We start from the raw sequence: 15,802 nt of genomic DNA, 5'->3' as shown, positions 1-15,802 counted from the left end.
TCATCTCCCGTTATAGCAATACATAAAACGCATCTCCAACGCATGAAATATATCGCAATCTTCTTACTGCTGCTGGTTTTTCAAACTTCTTCTGCACAGCAGAATGACCCTGTTTCAACAGTGAAAAAACTATTTACACTATTGGATAATCCAAAGAGCTTTATCAATAAAGAAGATCAGTGCTATAAAGAAGTAGATGGGTTGGATATCCTTAAACTGAACAAACCTTATATCAAGGAGTATCTAAGTAATCTGAAAAATGCAGGACTCTTTTCTCCGGCCTATTTAGCTGCACAAGAAAAATATTACCAGCATCTGGAGAAAGATATTGTCAAACAAGGCTATGCCAGCAACAGAGATGCGGATGAATACACACTTAGCCAGGACCCACCAGAAAATAAGGACATCCTGGCGGTACTTTCCCATACAAAACCAGTAATAGCTGGTGATAACGCCACCATCACCATGACGTTTAAAAATTATACTAAGTATAAGCTGATTTACAAATTGGTAAAAGCTAATAACAACTGGTTGATCGACAAAATTGATGTATCATTTAAATAGATCTATGAATATTATAGATTTGTTACCAAACTTTTCTTGATAGGAATTTGTGTGGGAATGTATTAACTTCATTTCATGCAACCAGATTCTTTATTAGAAAACCTGACCAGTAAGGTCGCGGGTATCCTCTATTATAGTGAATCAGAGTATCCGCTTATGATTGAGCAATGGGAGCCGCATTCTGAGGCTGATGTAGCCACAAGGATAGCCGCCCTGCTGCAAGTAGATCCCAACATTGTAAAGCCCGTAAGTCCAACAGATTTTTTCAACGAAGTAACGCGCACTCCAGACCCAAACGACGCACCCATTGTAGAAAACGCACTAAAATTTAAAGACCTGCAACAATTTTTGAACGAGCACTTTACCAGTATCCAGGTTTTCCGAGTAGAAAATGGTACACGCATCCCCGTGTATATTGTATGCCATCAACCAGATGGGACCTGTGTGGCCCTGAATACAACAGCGATAGAAACCTGAGCAAATTGTTTCAATACAGTTACCCATAAAAACTACATCATGAACAAATTCATCCGGCATTGTACTATCATTTGCCTGGCAGGCCTGTTATTTTCTGCATGTAAAAAAGAAGCAGATATCCAGCCACAGGACACCGCTAAACCACGTAACATCACTACTGAATCTGTAGTAGTACTCAACGAAGACTTTGAATCTGGGAGCAAAACTGCCTATGCTGTAGGCTCTGTAGCGCTTAGCAGTGGCTCCTGGACCCTGGACGACGCCCTGATTGGTAGCCTGGCCGCCGACCTGAAAAACGGCTCCCAGTCTGTACGTATCAGAAACACCGGTACCCTTACCTCCAATTTCAGCATCAACAACGTTAGCGGTAGTGTAACCGTTACCGTTAAACACGGCACTTATGGCTCTGATGCTAACAGTACCTGGCAACTCTGGACTTCCGCTGATAATGGACAAACATGGGCACAGCAGGGGAGTACCATTACCACCGCTGCAAGTTTGCAAACCGCAACCTTCACACTCACCGCAACCGGTAGCCTACGCCTCTCCATCCGCAAGGTTTCAGGCGGTACCAACCGGATCAACATCGATGACATCAACGTTACCTCCGGTACTACCACTGGCGGCGGCGGTGGCGGCACCGCTACAGATGATGATAACATGCTGCTCGGCAACCCTAGCACCGCTTTGGCAGATGTATCTTCCGAAAATAACTACCTGATGGTAAAAACCTATTACGCATTATCGTATAACCGTAGCCGTGCTACGCCTAATTGGGTAAGCTGGCATTTACAAGCCTCCGATCTCGGCAGCGTTTCCCGTACAAACGACTTCGCAGCTGATAATACCCTGCCTGCCGGCTGGTACCAGGTTCAGAATAGTAGCTACAGTGGCTCAGGGTTCGATCGCGGACATAACTGTCCTTCGGCAGATAGAACATCTACCTCTGCTGCTAACTCAGCAACATTCCTCATGACCAACATGATGCCGCAAGCACCGAATAACAACCAGCAAACCTGGGCCAACCTCGAAAATTATACCCGCAGCCTTGTTACCGCTGGCAACGAAGTATATATTATCTGCGGCTCTTATGGACAAGGCGGCACCGGATCACTCGGTGGCGTTACAACCACTGTCGACAACGGCCATGTGACTGTTCCTTCCAATATCTGGAAAGTTGTAGTCGTAATACCCAATGGTAACAATGACCTGAGCAGGATCAACGGCAATACCAGGGTAATCGCTATCAACACACCTAATACTAATAGTATCAATACCGACTGGACACAATACAAAACTACCGTACGTGCCATCGAAAATGCCACTGGTTACAATATCATGTCTAACCTGAGGACATCTTTACAAGATAGCCTGGAAACGAAAATAGATCCTTGATGCAAGAATATTGCAGGAGAAAAAGGTTGTGTCTTAACAATGGACACAACCTTTTTTATTGATACTCATTTTATTTATAGTTGTTGTTTTTTGCAGGCAGCAATTTTTTTTATGCATTATAAACGCAGTCTGAAAACCGTTTTAGCGGTACTTGCCTACTGTCTTTTTGCAGTCACTTAACCTATTTTAGTGCACGCCCATGCTATCCGTTTCTCCTTTTCTCACAATTCTTAACCCAAACCCCTATTATGAGCAAATACATCGTCTCTTTATTACTGTTGAGTGCTATGGTATTTACTGCTTGTAAAAAAGAGCAGCACAGCACAACTGTTGATAATACAGTGAAACCAACCGATATCACACAAAACAAAGATCACCAGGGCCAGGCGCTTACTCCGTTTGGCTGGGTATCTCAATCACAGGTGCACCATATCGAGACAGGTGAATACCTGAGTGGAGAAGGCGACCACCTCCGCAAATATGATCGCAACGGTAAGGTGCTGGCAGATTATGGCGCGCTTGAACAAACATCTGCGGCCACCGAAAGCGCTAAAGGCGGTAAAGGCATATTCCCGCTGGGTTCCGGTTGGATCACCTACACGTATTGGACCAATAACACCGGCTCCGCAATCTCTTATTTCAACACCAACTGGACCGTACCTCCTGCACCTGCTGTCAACTCCGGCCAGACGATCTTCCTGTTCAACGGCCTCCAGAATTCCAATCATATCCTGCAGCCAGTATTGCAATGGGGACCTTCTGCCGCTGGTGGTGGCAGCTATTGGGCTATCGCCAACTGGTATGTAGGCAACAATGCCGTATATAGCAGCTTGATTCCTGTTAGTCCTGGTACCAGCCTGCAAGGCGTCATGAGCCTTATCAGCGGCGGAGGTACCACCGGTAGCTATACTTCTGCTTTTGTTGGATATCCTTCCATTACGCTTACCGTGAACAACATCCCTACCTTATACTGGGCTGCTGAATCACTGGAAGCATACGGTGTGAGCACCTGCTCTAACTATCCTAACACAGCCAGCACAAGACTCAGTGGTATTGATCTGAGAGTAGGCGGCGTTCAGGCGCCATTATCATGGTCGGTAGCCAATGCTGTTACTGACTGCGGTCAGCATTCAAATGTGGTTACACCAGGTAGCCCTAATGGCGTTGTAGATATTTATTATTGATACTACCAGAAACGGTGGCGGGCAATGAAAGCCTTGCAGGTAATAACCTGCAAGGCTTCGTTATTTTGTCTGGATACCGCCCTAAGAATTACGCAAACAGCCATCCTCCGTAAGACATACAAATACTAACTTTGGAGCAAGCCTCTCAAGATGATAGGTATTGTAGTCATCACCATAAAATTATTTTGTATGAAACCAAAAAAGATCTGGGCCAATTTCGGGGTGGAGAATTTAGAGCAGACCACAAAATTCTACCAGCAGCTTGGCTTTAAACACAACGGCGCCTCAGATAAGCTGACCAGCTTTTTCTTTGGCGAGGATAACTTCATCATACATTTCTTTTTGAAAAATGTATTGGAAGAAGGGGTGAAAGGAAAAATATGTGATACCAATGCTGGCAATGAAATTGTATTCACGCTATCTGCTGATAATATAGAAGAAGTAAACCAATGGGCGGTAGAGGTGCGGAAGGCTGGTGGTACGCTTATTTCAGAACCGGAGGCCTTCGGAGAAGGTTATTATGGCTTCGTTTTCACTGATCCTGACGGTCATCGCTTCAATGTTTTTCATATGTAAAAGAACAATCGGCTGCATCAGTATATGATGCAGCCGATTGCTTCAGAAATAACCTTTCCGGCTAAACGAAATTGGGCAGACATTAAAAATGTGCCCTGATATTTTTTAGCTGATGGATATGCCTGGTAGTATGTACTACAAAAAATCCTATCAATTCATACCGGGTAAGAAAACCTATACCAGGTATTTCAAAATCTACACAGGTATAGTCTAGCTCGAGGGTTTCGGTTGCCTTCCTGATTTTTAACCATCTATCATTCAGATCTGTCAACAACTCCTCCTTTGTATGGAACTTATCTGAAGGCACAATAAAATCCGGCGATTGCATCTTGATGGTATAATCCAGAAAAACCTTCCGCAAGCCTTCCAGTTTATCCGCTTCAGGGGCTCTTTTTTCTACATTACCATACAGGATATCTGCTGATACGGACTTCTGGATATGCTCTGCCACCTGTGCTGCTGTCCAGCTGCCTTGGAAAGGAATCGTATTCAATTGCTCCGTGGTGAATGAAGAAAGTACCTGCTGTAACTCCGTGTTCACCTGATCTATAGCGGCAACCAATGCTGTCGTGTCCATTTTGTTGATGTTTAGTTTATACAAACTTAACATCCTTCCTGGAATAGCAACGGGTGCATACACGGCAATCAATGGGGTAATTGCGACAGTTGAGTAGAAACGGTGGCTTCCCGGGAAGAGGCCACCGTAGTATGTTTAAACCTGCGCAATCGTATTCATTTCTTCAGCAGGTATTAAATTGAGTATTTTTTTATCAGGGGAGATGATGATATTGTTCAGTAAGATGAAATACTGTTTGAACAATTGTTCTATCGTTTCCTGGCGGAAAATTGCCGTATTAAATTCTACAGAAAACAGCAGTCCATCTGGCTTTTCCCGGGCAGTTACATTCAATTCATGCTGACAGGTGTCATGAACTTTTTTCATTTCTTTCAACGTTAAATGATCTAATTGCATCGCCGGTAATGGAGGTGTGTTCTGTAAGATAAGGATGGCCTGGTAGAGATATTTATCTGAGATGCCTGCGTTTTCCGTCAGTGCTTCCATGATTTTCTCCAGTGGTACCTCCTGGGCATCATATGCGGCTATGGCTGTTTGCCGTACTTGCTGCAGCAGCTCCGTAAATGTTGGGTTGCCACCAAGATGATTTCGTAATGGCAACAAATTATTGGAGAAGAATCCTATCAGCCCTTCCATTTCCTGCCTGGTACGACCCGCAACGGCTGTGGCTACGCATATATCTTCCTTACCACTATATCGATGCAATATAACATTAAACGCTGCCAGCAGTGTCATAAATAACGTGCTGTCATGGTGTTGCGATAAGGTATGCAATGCGGCTAACAGCTTACTGTCTGTCTGGAAATATAACATGCGGCCTTTGTTGCTCGCATGTAACGGCCGCTGATGATCAGATGGCAACAGCCATGGCGTATATCCGTTAAGTTTAGTGGTCCAATATAGCAACTTTGTATCCAATACACCTGCATCCACCTGACGACGCTGCCACCATGCATAGTCTGCAAACTGATAGGGAAGAGGCGGCAGTGCCGGTACTTCGCCACTACAATAACCATTATATAGCAGCGTAAACTCCTTTATAAATACTGCCAGCGACCATCCATCTGCGGAAATATGATGCAGCAGCATAACCAGTGTATGTTCCTCTTCATTGATCTTTACCAGATGGGATTTGAGCATATAATCTGCTGATAAATCAAATGGTGTGGCCAACAACGATTCCAGGTAAGTAGGAAGCTGAATGTTTTGCTGAAGAGAGATATCTGTAAAACCTAATGTCCAGTTATCCGGGGTAAGAAAATATTGATAAGCCCTGGCATCCGCTTCATGCCAGCGAATGACTGTTCTCAGCGACTCATGCCGGCTTACCAGCGCCCTGAAAGCCTGTTCCAGCGCCTGGCGGTTAACAACTCCTTTAAGGTTGAAAATAAGTGGCATATGATAGGGTAAGGTGCCCATCTCTCTATCCATCATCCATAGTTCTTCTTGTCCAAAGGATAAAGGAATATGGATGTTATGAATACGATCAAATGGTGTAATGATATCTTCATCATTGCCTTGCTGCAGCGCATCAATGTAAGCGGAGAGCTTACTCAATGTCCTGTATTCAAATAATTTTCCAACAGGGATATTCACATTTACCGCGAGCTTTATATGTGCCCTGACTCTTATCACCAACAGAGAGTGGCCACCCAGCTGAAAGAAATCATCGTCCTGACCAACATTTTTTATATTCAGTAACAGCTGCCAGATGGCAGCAATAGCCTTTTCAGTGGCCGTTTCCGGTGCTATATACTCATGCGCTGAAATACTGTTCATGTCTGGATCAGGCAAAGCATTTTTGTCTACTTTTCCATTAGGCGTTAGCGGTAGTGCCTCCATCGGATGGATGAGTGCTGGCACCATATATTCTGGCAGGTGCGTAGTAAGGTATTGTTGCAATGCCTGTTTGTCAAAGCTGCCAATTGGCACTACATAGGCAATCAGCTGCTTGTTGCCGCTGCTGTCCTTTTTTACAATGATGACGGCTCTTTCCACCAGTGCACTTTGCAGTATCATATGTTCTATTTCCCCCGGCTCTATCCTAAAACCACGTACTTTCACCTGGTCATCTACTCTACCGCAGAATTCTACCTGCCCATCAGCGCCAAAGCGCGCGAGGTCGCCGGTTTTATATAATCTTTCTCCAGCAACAAATGGATGCATAATAAAACGTTCTGCCGTTAGCGTAGGATTGTTGTAGTATCCGCGTGCAAGGCCAGCACCACCGACATATAGCTCACCCATAACACCTGTAGGCAGCAACTGTTGTTGCATATCCAGCACATAGGCGGTACGGTATTTCATAGGCAACCCTATAGGTATATCCCCGGAAATCTCTTGTCCAATGCGATAGTTCAGGGAGCCGGTCGTATTCTCCGTAGGGCCGTAACCGTTAATGATTTCCAGCGCGGGATAACAGGTGCGTAGCTTTTTGATATGTGTCGCGGAAAGCTTTTCTCCACCGGTAATAACACTATGCAGCTGTTGGAACAAGCTGATATCCGTATCTACCAACTGATTCAACCAGCCTGAAGTAAACCATATCTTAGTAACCTCAAATGTATCAATAACTTTCTTCAATAGGTCGTTGTCCAGCAGCTGCTCATCGCTGCAAAGCAGCAGTTGTCCGCCGTTGAGGAGCATACCCCAGAAATCCAGTGTGGTGCCATCAAAAGAAAGGGCGCTGGTGGTCAGCAAAGTATCGGCGGCAGTTAGCGAAACGAAGTCGCAATCTACTACCAGACTCACCACATTGGCATGTGTTACCATTACTCCTTTAGGCCGCCCGGTAGAACCGGAGGTAAACATCACATAGGCAAGGTCCTCTGGCGCCACTGGCTGTTGCAGATTATGCACAGGCAGGGCTGCTAGTGTATCTGCGAGCGTATCCAGGCACACAATTTTAGCAGCCGTATCAAAAAGATCAGCATGCCTTTTTGTGGTAATGGCTACTTCAAAAGTGATATCTGCTATCATGCCGGCAATGCGTTCTTTTGGATAGGTCGGGTCCAGCGGAACATAAGCCCCGCCAGCCTTCAAGATGCCTAGTATGGCAATGATCAGGTCTGCAGAGCGCTCTATACACACTGGAACGGGCATATCTTTTTTTATACCGAGTGCGCTCAGGTAATGCGCCAGCTGATTCGCCTTTATATTTAATTCGGCATAGCATATGGTACTATTACCAATAAGGGCCTTGGCAGCGGGTTGCAGCAGCACCCGTTTCTCAAATGCAGCAGGGATCGTAGAAAATGCAGGCTGTGTTGCACTTACTTCATTCATTGGTGTGAAACAGGTTTGCAACTCAGTATGGGAAAGTATCGCCGTTCTGTTTACCGGCTCATCGTAATGATGTATGATTTGTTGAAATATATTTTCAAGATATCCCAGAAACTCGGCCTGCGTCTTGCCAGACTTCAGTTTGCGCGATTGACATAAAAGAATGGTTAGTACATCGCCGGTTGTACTCACTGTGCAATCAAAGAAGGTATTGGCAACCGCAAAGCTGCCGAAAGTCATGGTAGCAGGGTCATTGACGCTACCTTGCAGTATGCGTTCATTCAATTGATCATATACGTGGAAATTGATAAAATTGAACAGCACATCAAAAAACGGATTGCCATCACTACTATGATTGCTGTGTAATCTTGCGATTTCCGCCAGTGGTAGGCGGTCATGACCTTTTAGCGATAATTGTTTTTCTTCCAGGGTCTGCATCCACTCACGCCAGGTGACTATGCCAGGCGCTTTGCATCTTAGCGGAAGGGAATTCAGGAAACAGCCCAGTATCTGGTCGCCATCTTCAACAAGTGGTCTGTTATTAGCCACCAGTCCAAGTGTCAGCTCATCTTCATGTGTCAGCATACTGATGGCGTAGTAGAAGGCGCCAAGGAAAAGTGTGCTAACAGCAATACCCGCCTGCTTCGCTTGTTGCTTTAAGTCTTCTAACAATCCGGGCTCATATTTTTTTAGCAAGCGATGTTGCGCTTTTTCTTCTGTAAAGATGTCCAGTCGTTTGTAACCTGCCATTTCCTGCGTCCAGAAAGCTTTTGAAGCAACATTGCCCTTTTCGAGTAAGTTTTCGATGACATAGTCTTTGTAACTCGCTTTCAGTGGGAGCGGGGCCTGCGCTGAAGTAGATGTATACAGATTATTGATTGCCGTATTCAGACTGGCAACACTCCATCCATCTAATATGGCATGATGCATCTGCAAAACAAATACACAATGTGTTTTCATTATTAAGACGCTGGCCCGCCACAGTGGCGCTTGTGCGAAATCAAATGGAATGTGGCGTTCTTTCTCTAAATAGTCGTTTACCACTGTTACGTTTTCTTCCATATGACGTATATCCAGCACCGTTAATGGTGTATGCACTGATTTATAAACCACTTGCATATTCTCCGTAAGATCCAGGCGAAAGGCGGTTCTGAGTATACCATGTTGGGCACTGATCAGCGACAGAACTTTCTCCAGCCGCTGTATATCGGTATCCAGGGGCATGCGACAGGAAAACTGATCATGATAGACTGCCTCCTCAGGGTTGCGTAGTGAAGCAAAGATCATCCCTGCCTGAATATCGCTCATCGGGAAAATATCTTCTATCTCGGCGGCATCTGGCATTGCTGCCAGCAGCATTTGCTTTTGTTTGTTGAGATCAGCTATGATGGCTTTTCTGGCGGTGTCGTTGCTGTCGGTTTCCAATGAGCCGAGCAGCTTTGATAGATCAGCAATGGTGGCCGCTCTGTAAACGTCGGCCGCTTTGAGTTCTTTATGGAAAAGTTTGCGGATACTGCTCACTACTTTGATAAGCCGTATGGAGTCGCCTCCAAGTTCAAAAAAGTTATCATTTCTGCTGATATCCTGTACGCCTAACACTGTTGTCCAGATCTCTGCCAGTTGCTGCTCCTGGGCGTTTTGGGGGCCCTCCCTGACAATGTTTTGTTGGAAGTTTACATGTAATGCTGGTAATGCAGTTTTATCTATTTTTCCGTTTTTTGTCAATGGCATTACCTCAATCGGTGTAAGCAGCAATGGCACCATATAGTCTGGTAGCCATTCGCGCATATGCTGAATAATAGCCTCTCTGTTGAACTCCCCGTTAGGTACGATATAAGCAGCCAGTTGTTTTTCTTCTGTTGTATGCAGATGATTGGATTTAACTATCACCACCGCTTGTTTGACGTTAGGGGAGCGATGGAGCACATTTTCTATCTCACCTAATTCAATTCTGAACCCGCGTATCTTCACCTGGTTGTCTATACGACCTAGATATTCCATGGTTCCATCCGGGAGCCAGCGAGCAAGATCGCCGGTCCTGTATAAACGCTGATTGCTGGCTAGATCCAGCGGATTTACAATAAATCGTTCTGCAGTCAGTTCATCTCTGTTAAGATAGCCTCTTGCCAGTCCAGCTCCGGAGATATAGAGTTCTCCTGGCACGCCAATGGGTTGCAGTTGCTGGTTGTTATCCAGGATATACGCCCCCAGCGTAGGAATTGGCCGACCGATAATACTGCCGGTGCTGTTGAGGTGTGCTGCATTGATTTCCTGAAAAGTAACGTGGACAGTAGTTTCGGTGATGCCGTACATATTGATCAAACTACAATCAGGAAATTTCACTTTCCATGCCTTTAGCTTGGCAGGATTCAATGCCTCACCACCAAAGGTGACATAGCGTATGGAAAGATCTTCATAAGCATCCGTGGTGGTCACTGCTTCCTGTAACACATAAAATGCTGCTGGCGTCTGATTAAGCACGGTTACTTTTTCTTTTTGCAGTAGTGCTGCGAAAGCCGCGGTATCTCTGGCAAGTTGTTTGGGCACTATGACCAGCCGCCCGCCATAGAACAATGCGCCATACATCTCCCATACAGAAAAATCAAAACAATAAGAATGGAACATCGTCCATACGTCTTTGTCATTGAAGTCGTAATGCCCCAGCACTGCCTCAAACAAACTAACCACGTTGCGATGCTCTATGATCACGCCTTTTGGCTTGCCGGTAGATCCCGAAGTATAGATGACATAAGCTGCATCTATAGCAGATGCTGGCAGATTAGCAGCTGGCGGCGTATTGGGGAAGTCGGAAGTTTCGCTTAACACAACTGTTTCCCCATTATAAATTTCCGTTAATGCCGGCAAACATGCAGTTGAAGTAACTACTATTTTGGCGTCGGTATCTTCCAGCATAAATCGTATACGCTCCTCCGGGTATTCAGGATCAATAGGTACGTAAGCGGCACCAGCGCTGAGTATACCCAGTAATGCTATTATCATTTCAGGAGAACGTTCTATGCATACAGGTACTAACGTATTCCTGCCCACGCCTTTTCCGCTTAAATACCGGCCTAGTTGTTGCGCACGTGTATGTAGCTCTTTATATGACATCGTACGATCATCGCAGATAATGGCTATATTGTTAGGCGTGCGAATGGATTGTTGTTCAAATATAGCGTAGATAGTGTTGTTGCTGTTGAAATCCCTTATTGGATGGGCAGATTGAAGGAGTATCTCTTTTTCATCGGCAGGAATAATAGCTATATCACGCAGCGGCTGATGCAGTTTAGCCGCAAACTGTGAAATGATATACAGTATTCGTTTGCATAACAATACCGCTTCTTCCGGTTTGATATGTGCCAACTGGTGGATGATATTCAGCTGTAGTGGCTGATGTTTGCCATAGTCCTGCCAGTAAATGCGTAATGGCCGCTTTTCATATTCCGTCCATACCTGATGGAATGAGGTCTGGAGGTTATCATCAAAGTTGAGCTGAAAGTCGAGTAGCACATAGTTTACCAACACCTCAAATAAAGCACTGTCGACGTGTTTATCTTTCAGCATATTGCTCAGGTCATTCAGGGAGGCCTGTTGATGATTATAATCTTCTCTTTGTGCAGCGTCTACCTGCCTCAGCAAATCTATCAGCTGATCATCGGGATGATAGTTGCCAATAAACGGAACGATGCCAGAGTATACGCCGATAGTTTTGCGTTGCAGGGGCGTCATGCGCCGATGGCGTACAATGCCCAGCAACACATCTGTATTTCCTGTAGTTCTTGCAAAATAGAGGATGGTAGCGGCTACGGTTAGTTTCTGTAAACTGAATCCGCAGTCTTGCGCAATTTTTTCTATGGCGTTTCTTTCTGTATCGGAGAGTTGTAACGTGAATCTTGCGCTGGTCTTGCCCTGAGGATCGTAATGTGGGTGTTTATAGTTGAAGAGTTTTGGAGGTTTATTGTGTAACTTTTCTTTCCAGTAGAGGAGTTGTTGTTGGTAAGCCTCGCTTTGATAGAAGGGCGCATAATCTTCGATTTCTTTTGCGTAGCCAGGGAAGGTAGCTTTAGGTTGCTGCCGGTATTCGTTTGCTACCGCATCGAGGAAAAGCTGGTATCCGGCAGTGTCCAGTATTAGGTGATGACACCTCATCAGGTACCAGTATTCATTTGCCGAAATTTTAATAAGAAAATGATCGAAGAGAGGAATGCCTTGCTGCACCAGGAATGCAGTGTTGCATTGTTCCTGTATCCAATGCTGCGTGTATGCCTGCGGGTTAGTCTGTGTGCTGAAATCCAGCTCCTGTAGTGGTATTTCAGGAGTGATGTCGTTCAGATGCCCTACTGGCTGCGTGCTTTCAAGATCGAAACTCATACGGAAAATATCGTTCCCGGATATTACCCATTCGACTGCTTTGGTGAAGCTCTTTTTATTTAGCTGACCTTTTAATCTGAGATAGCCGGCAACGGTGTAATGTGGGCTGTCAGGGTTCATCAGCTGATCTACATAAATATCCTTCTGGGTAGGATGTAGCGGGAAAACATGTGTTAACATAACTTGTGGTTATAATAAATAAATATCTCAGTGGATTAGAGAGATTGACTCGGGTTAATCACCGGATTATTCAAGGGATTGCATTAAAAGTGAGCAGCATAGATGCTCCAGTTATTTTGTTGTAACGAGTATATACAAACGAAGTAAATGATTTTCAGGTGGGTTTAAATAGCACCTTTGTAGTATTTCTTGTTTGCTGATTTGCTTTATGGAAAATATCTTTTTTTATGCTTACGTGGATGCATATACGGATTAAATTATTATTAAAATGTAATCCTGGCGGTGGCTACAGAACAAAGATAGAATGAAGGGGAGCGGAGGATTTGCAGAATAAAATGCTAAATTATTTTTTTATATTAGGTTATTAAAGTAGCCCCCCTATGCCAAGCAATTTATCCCAACTCCAAATTGATGTTAGTAAAAGTATGCAAACTCCAATTGGGCTACTGCAGTTTCTATGCAGTGGAATGCTTATAATTTTAGGTATTGCCTCCTTTATTTTCAGTGGGTTAGATTATATAATTGATCAGGACTATCGCATATTGCTGAAAATGCTGATTGTTTATTTGGGTCTCTTATTATTTGTAAATAAAATATCCCAGATAATTCTTACGAGGCATAAACCGGGAGCAGTTGTGCAGGGGCAGGAAGGTTATGAATATAGCGCTGGTTGGCGTGGATTTGCACAGATTGGGCGGTATATATTTTTAAGCGGTCTGATTTTTTTTATTGGCACAGCTGTTTTTATTCATCAAAGACAAAGCAGCAATAGTCCTATTCCAACAAAACAAAAAGGTATACTGGTGATGAATTTTAGTAACCAGGAACGAGATGAGTTTAGTGATAGTCTATTTGATAGCCTTTCCCCTACTGTGTATGGCCTTGATGTGAAAATTGAACATCCTGGATATTTTTTACCAGTTTCAAGCCGGCTTAATCCAGGCAAAGATATTAAGCCTTTGCTGCAGAATTACAAGAGCGGTATGGTAATATTTGGATCAAGAAATCAGAAAGGATGTTCATTCATCTGTAATATCTTCCTGCATAATGTAGGGGTGGATTGTACAAATATATTACAGAAAGATATAGTCGTTGCAATCCGAAATCCAAGCCTGATTGAACTAAACGATACTTCTATTCAAGAGGGTCATATCAGGAAGTTTGTTCAGGCATTATCGGTAATGTTCCAATGCCAGGACCAGATTGCATTAAATCTTTTTTCATCCTTAATTGCTAAGAACAATTTTCAAAAGGAAAGTCAAATATTATCGTATAGTCATTTCTTCATGGGAAATATTTTTTTCAGGCATAATCAATTAAGCAGTGCGAAGCAGTACTATGAAATGGCGTTAAAGTACGATAGCAGTATTGCTGAACTGAAAGCAAATTATGCGTTATTAATGAAGCATTACGACACAACAGATCTGACATTAGATAGAACCCGGCAACAGGCCGGAAATGATACCGTTAATAACCCTGAAGACGTTAGAATATTGTATTCAAAAAATATATCGCCTTATATCGTGGGAGGAGAAATGTTTTTTGAAGAGAAAAAGGGTATTCCATTTCCTACTGATTTTACGGTGTATACGCAGTTCAATGCTTATGATAGGCTATTGGACCCATTTATTAGCCGTTATTGTAAGGTACATCTAAGAGCAGCTGATAGAAAAGTTGTAAGAAAAGGTACTGCCAAATGGATCGTTAAGCCGGATTATTATTATTGGATCGGATTCGATCAAGAGATAGATAGTCAGGGAGGATATCGGTGGGTAGTAACGCAAAGAGGCATCACCAAGGATGATTGGGCAAAATTTGGATGGCTTGATTTTATGTTTGAGGAGCCCAAAGGCAAACCATCAGGAGATAAGAATAAAGAATGGCCTGATATTGATGTTAGAGTTGTTTTAAAGTTTTCTGATAGTTCTATTATAGAAATGGATAAACAGAATATACATTTCCTGGGAAGTAATTCAAGTTATGTAAATAGTTCTGACCCGAAATAATTCTCCTCTAAATAAAACACCCGGTTGATGCAATCAACCGGGTGTTTTATTTAGACAGAAAATATTATCATCTTCCAGCTGCTTCCAGCAGCCCGATATATTTATTGCACTGTACTTCAAATTTCAGTTTAGGCCAGTTGTGAAGACCTTCCACTTTCTTTTCCATGACGGCAGGTTGCCCGGCAAGGTCATGTAAGGTTTTTACCAGGTCGTTTTCCGGGTAAAGGATGGCATGCTCTTTAAAATCCGTCCAGGCTTCAAAGTGTTGTTCCATCATTAACGGCTTCTTGTAGGCAAATGCCAGGTTATAAGCACCGGAAATACGCGTTTTGAAGAACTCCTGGAAACGCGGGATAGGAGGGTGTAATAGCGGCAGAATAATATCAGACTGCCGTATATACGCATGAAATATCTCGTTAGAAATTTTCTCTTCTCCAAAGGTGATCACCTGTGAACGCTGTGGCAAAGCGTTGATCGCCTCTACCAGCGCAGGGTCGGCATTCATGGAGCCAAGCAGGATCACGCGGATATTGGAAGCCAACCCATGTTCCTGGATCTGTTGTATCAGGCCAGGAATATCTCTTCGCCTCGGATCAATTTCGCCCGGAATGCATACCCAAAACTCCTGCTTGCCTTTTGGCAGGGTGGTGGACCCACCCATTTCCGGGAAAAAAACCGCATACAAACTCTGTATCTGTAAAAGGTCGGATGCCTGCAAATGCGGCAACATACCATCGTTGAGTACAAAAAGCTTTTTTACCTTTTGAGTGATAAAGTGACGTACCGTAAAGCCGCTACTGAGCTTAAGTCCATTATGCAGCAGGCCGGCAAACTCCACACCAGGAAAAGGGAATATCAACAAATCGCGGACAATCTTTAACTCCGTGGTGTTAAAAATAGCGTGAGAAATGCCACCATAGCGGATATAACGCCATACCTCCTGCAGCATTTTAAATCGTTTCCATCTTTTTACATTCGTATCTACCAGCAAATGACCGGTAATATACTCATGCACGTCGCTGAGAAATGGCCACAGGTGGCGGTTGCAAATAACATGTATTTCATACCCTCGTTCGCGTAGGAAATAAATCTGTGAAAAAAGACATTCAGCATGAGATCCTCCCAGCTCTATTAATACTGCTTTTTTTGGCATGTTGGATAGTGTGTGTAGGCTGTATATACTTATCGAT

At 43.9% G+C, this 15,802-nt stretch carries 9 protein-coding genes; 6 read left to right on the top strand and 3 right to left on the bottom strand.

Annotation, left to right across the window (positions count from 1 at the left end):
* Nucleotides 1–42 precede the first annotated feature (42 nt).
* From ACE38W_RS13035 to ACE38W_RS13015, 5 genes are all read left to right on the top strand, one after another.
* Nucleotides 43–564 (top strand): hypothetical protein, encoded by a 522-nt coding sequence (locus ACE38W_RS13035; protein ID WP_375831464.1) that lies wholly within the window; start codon nt 43–45, stop codon nt 562–564.
* Between the two features lie 75 nt (nt 565–639).
* Complete coding sequence (locus ACE38W_RS13030) at nt 640–1,041, top strand: nuclease A inhibitor family protein (RefSeq protein ID WP_375831462.1); 402 nt, start codon at nt 640–642, stop codon at nt 1,039–1,041.
* Nucleotides 1,042–1,080: 39 nt separating this feature from the next.
* Entirely contained in the window at nt 1,081–2,436 is a 1,356-nt protein-coding gene (locus ACE38W_RS13025; protein WP_375831460.1) for a DNA/RNA non-specific endonuclease, read from the top strand.
* A gap of 248 nt (nt 2,437–2,684) precedes the next feature.
* Nucleotides 2,685–3,620, top strand: a complete 936-nt coding sequence (locus ACE38W_RS13020; RefSeq protein WP_375831458.1) for a hypothetical protein — start codon at nt 2,685–2,687, stop codon at nt 3,618–3,620.
* 189 nt (nt 3,621–3,809) lie between these two features.
* A complete protein-coding gene (locus ACE38W_RS13015) occupies nt 3,810–4,196 on the top strand; it encodes a VOC family protein (protein ID WP_375831457.1) in 387 nt (128 codons plus the stop codon).
* A gap of 82 nt (nt 4,197–4,278) precedes the next feature.
* Here the strand turns inward: ACE38W_RS13015 and ACE38W_RS13010 are convergent, their stop codons facing one another.
* Together ACE38W_RS13010 and ACE38W_RS13005 are read right to left on the bottom strand one after the other, a co-directional pair.
* Nucleotides 4,279–4,773 (bottom strand): DinB family protein, encoded by a 495-nt coding sequence (locus ACE38W_RS13010; protein ID WP_375831455.1) that lies wholly within the window; start codon nt 4,771–4,773, stop codon nt 4,279–4,281.
* A 135-nt stretch (nt 4,774–4,908) separates the two neighbouring features.
* The gene (locus ACE38W_RS13005; RefSeq protein WP_375831453.1) at nt 4,909–12,606 is read right to left on the bottom strand and encodes an amino acid adenylation domain-containing protein; all 7,698 of its coding nucleotides are present in this window, start codon (nt 12,604–12,606) and stop codon (nt 4,909–4,911) included.
* Between the two features lie 380 nt (nt 12,607–12,986).
* Between ACE38W_RS13005 and ACE38W_RS13000 the strand changes: the two genes are divergently transcribed.
* The gene (locus tag ACE38W_RS13000) at nt 12,987–14,612 is read left to right on the top strand and encodes a hypothetical protein (RefSeq protein WP_375831452.1); all 1,626 of its coding nucleotides are present in this window, start codon (nt 12,987–12,989) and stop codon (nt 14,610–14,612) included.
* A 67-nt stretch (nt 14,613–14,679) separates the two neighbouring features.
* Here ACE38W_RS13000 and ACE38W_RS12995 read toward each other — a convergent pair whose 3' ends face one another.
* Entirely contained in the window at nt 14,680–15,765 is a 1,086-nt protein-coding gene (locus tag ACE38W_RS12995) for a hypothetical protein (RefSeq protein WP_375831450.1), read from the bottom strand.
* Nucleotides 15,766–15,802 lie beyond the last annotated feature (37 nt).

The organism is Chitinophaga sp. Hz27 (assembly GCF_042263525.1).
In the GTDB taxonomy this organism is placed as follows: Bacteria; Bacteroidota; Bacteroidia; order Chitinophagales; family Chitinophagaceae; genus Chitinophaga.
Note: the sequence above shows the minus strand (reverse complement) of the source record. Positions and strands in the feature narration are given on the sequence as shown.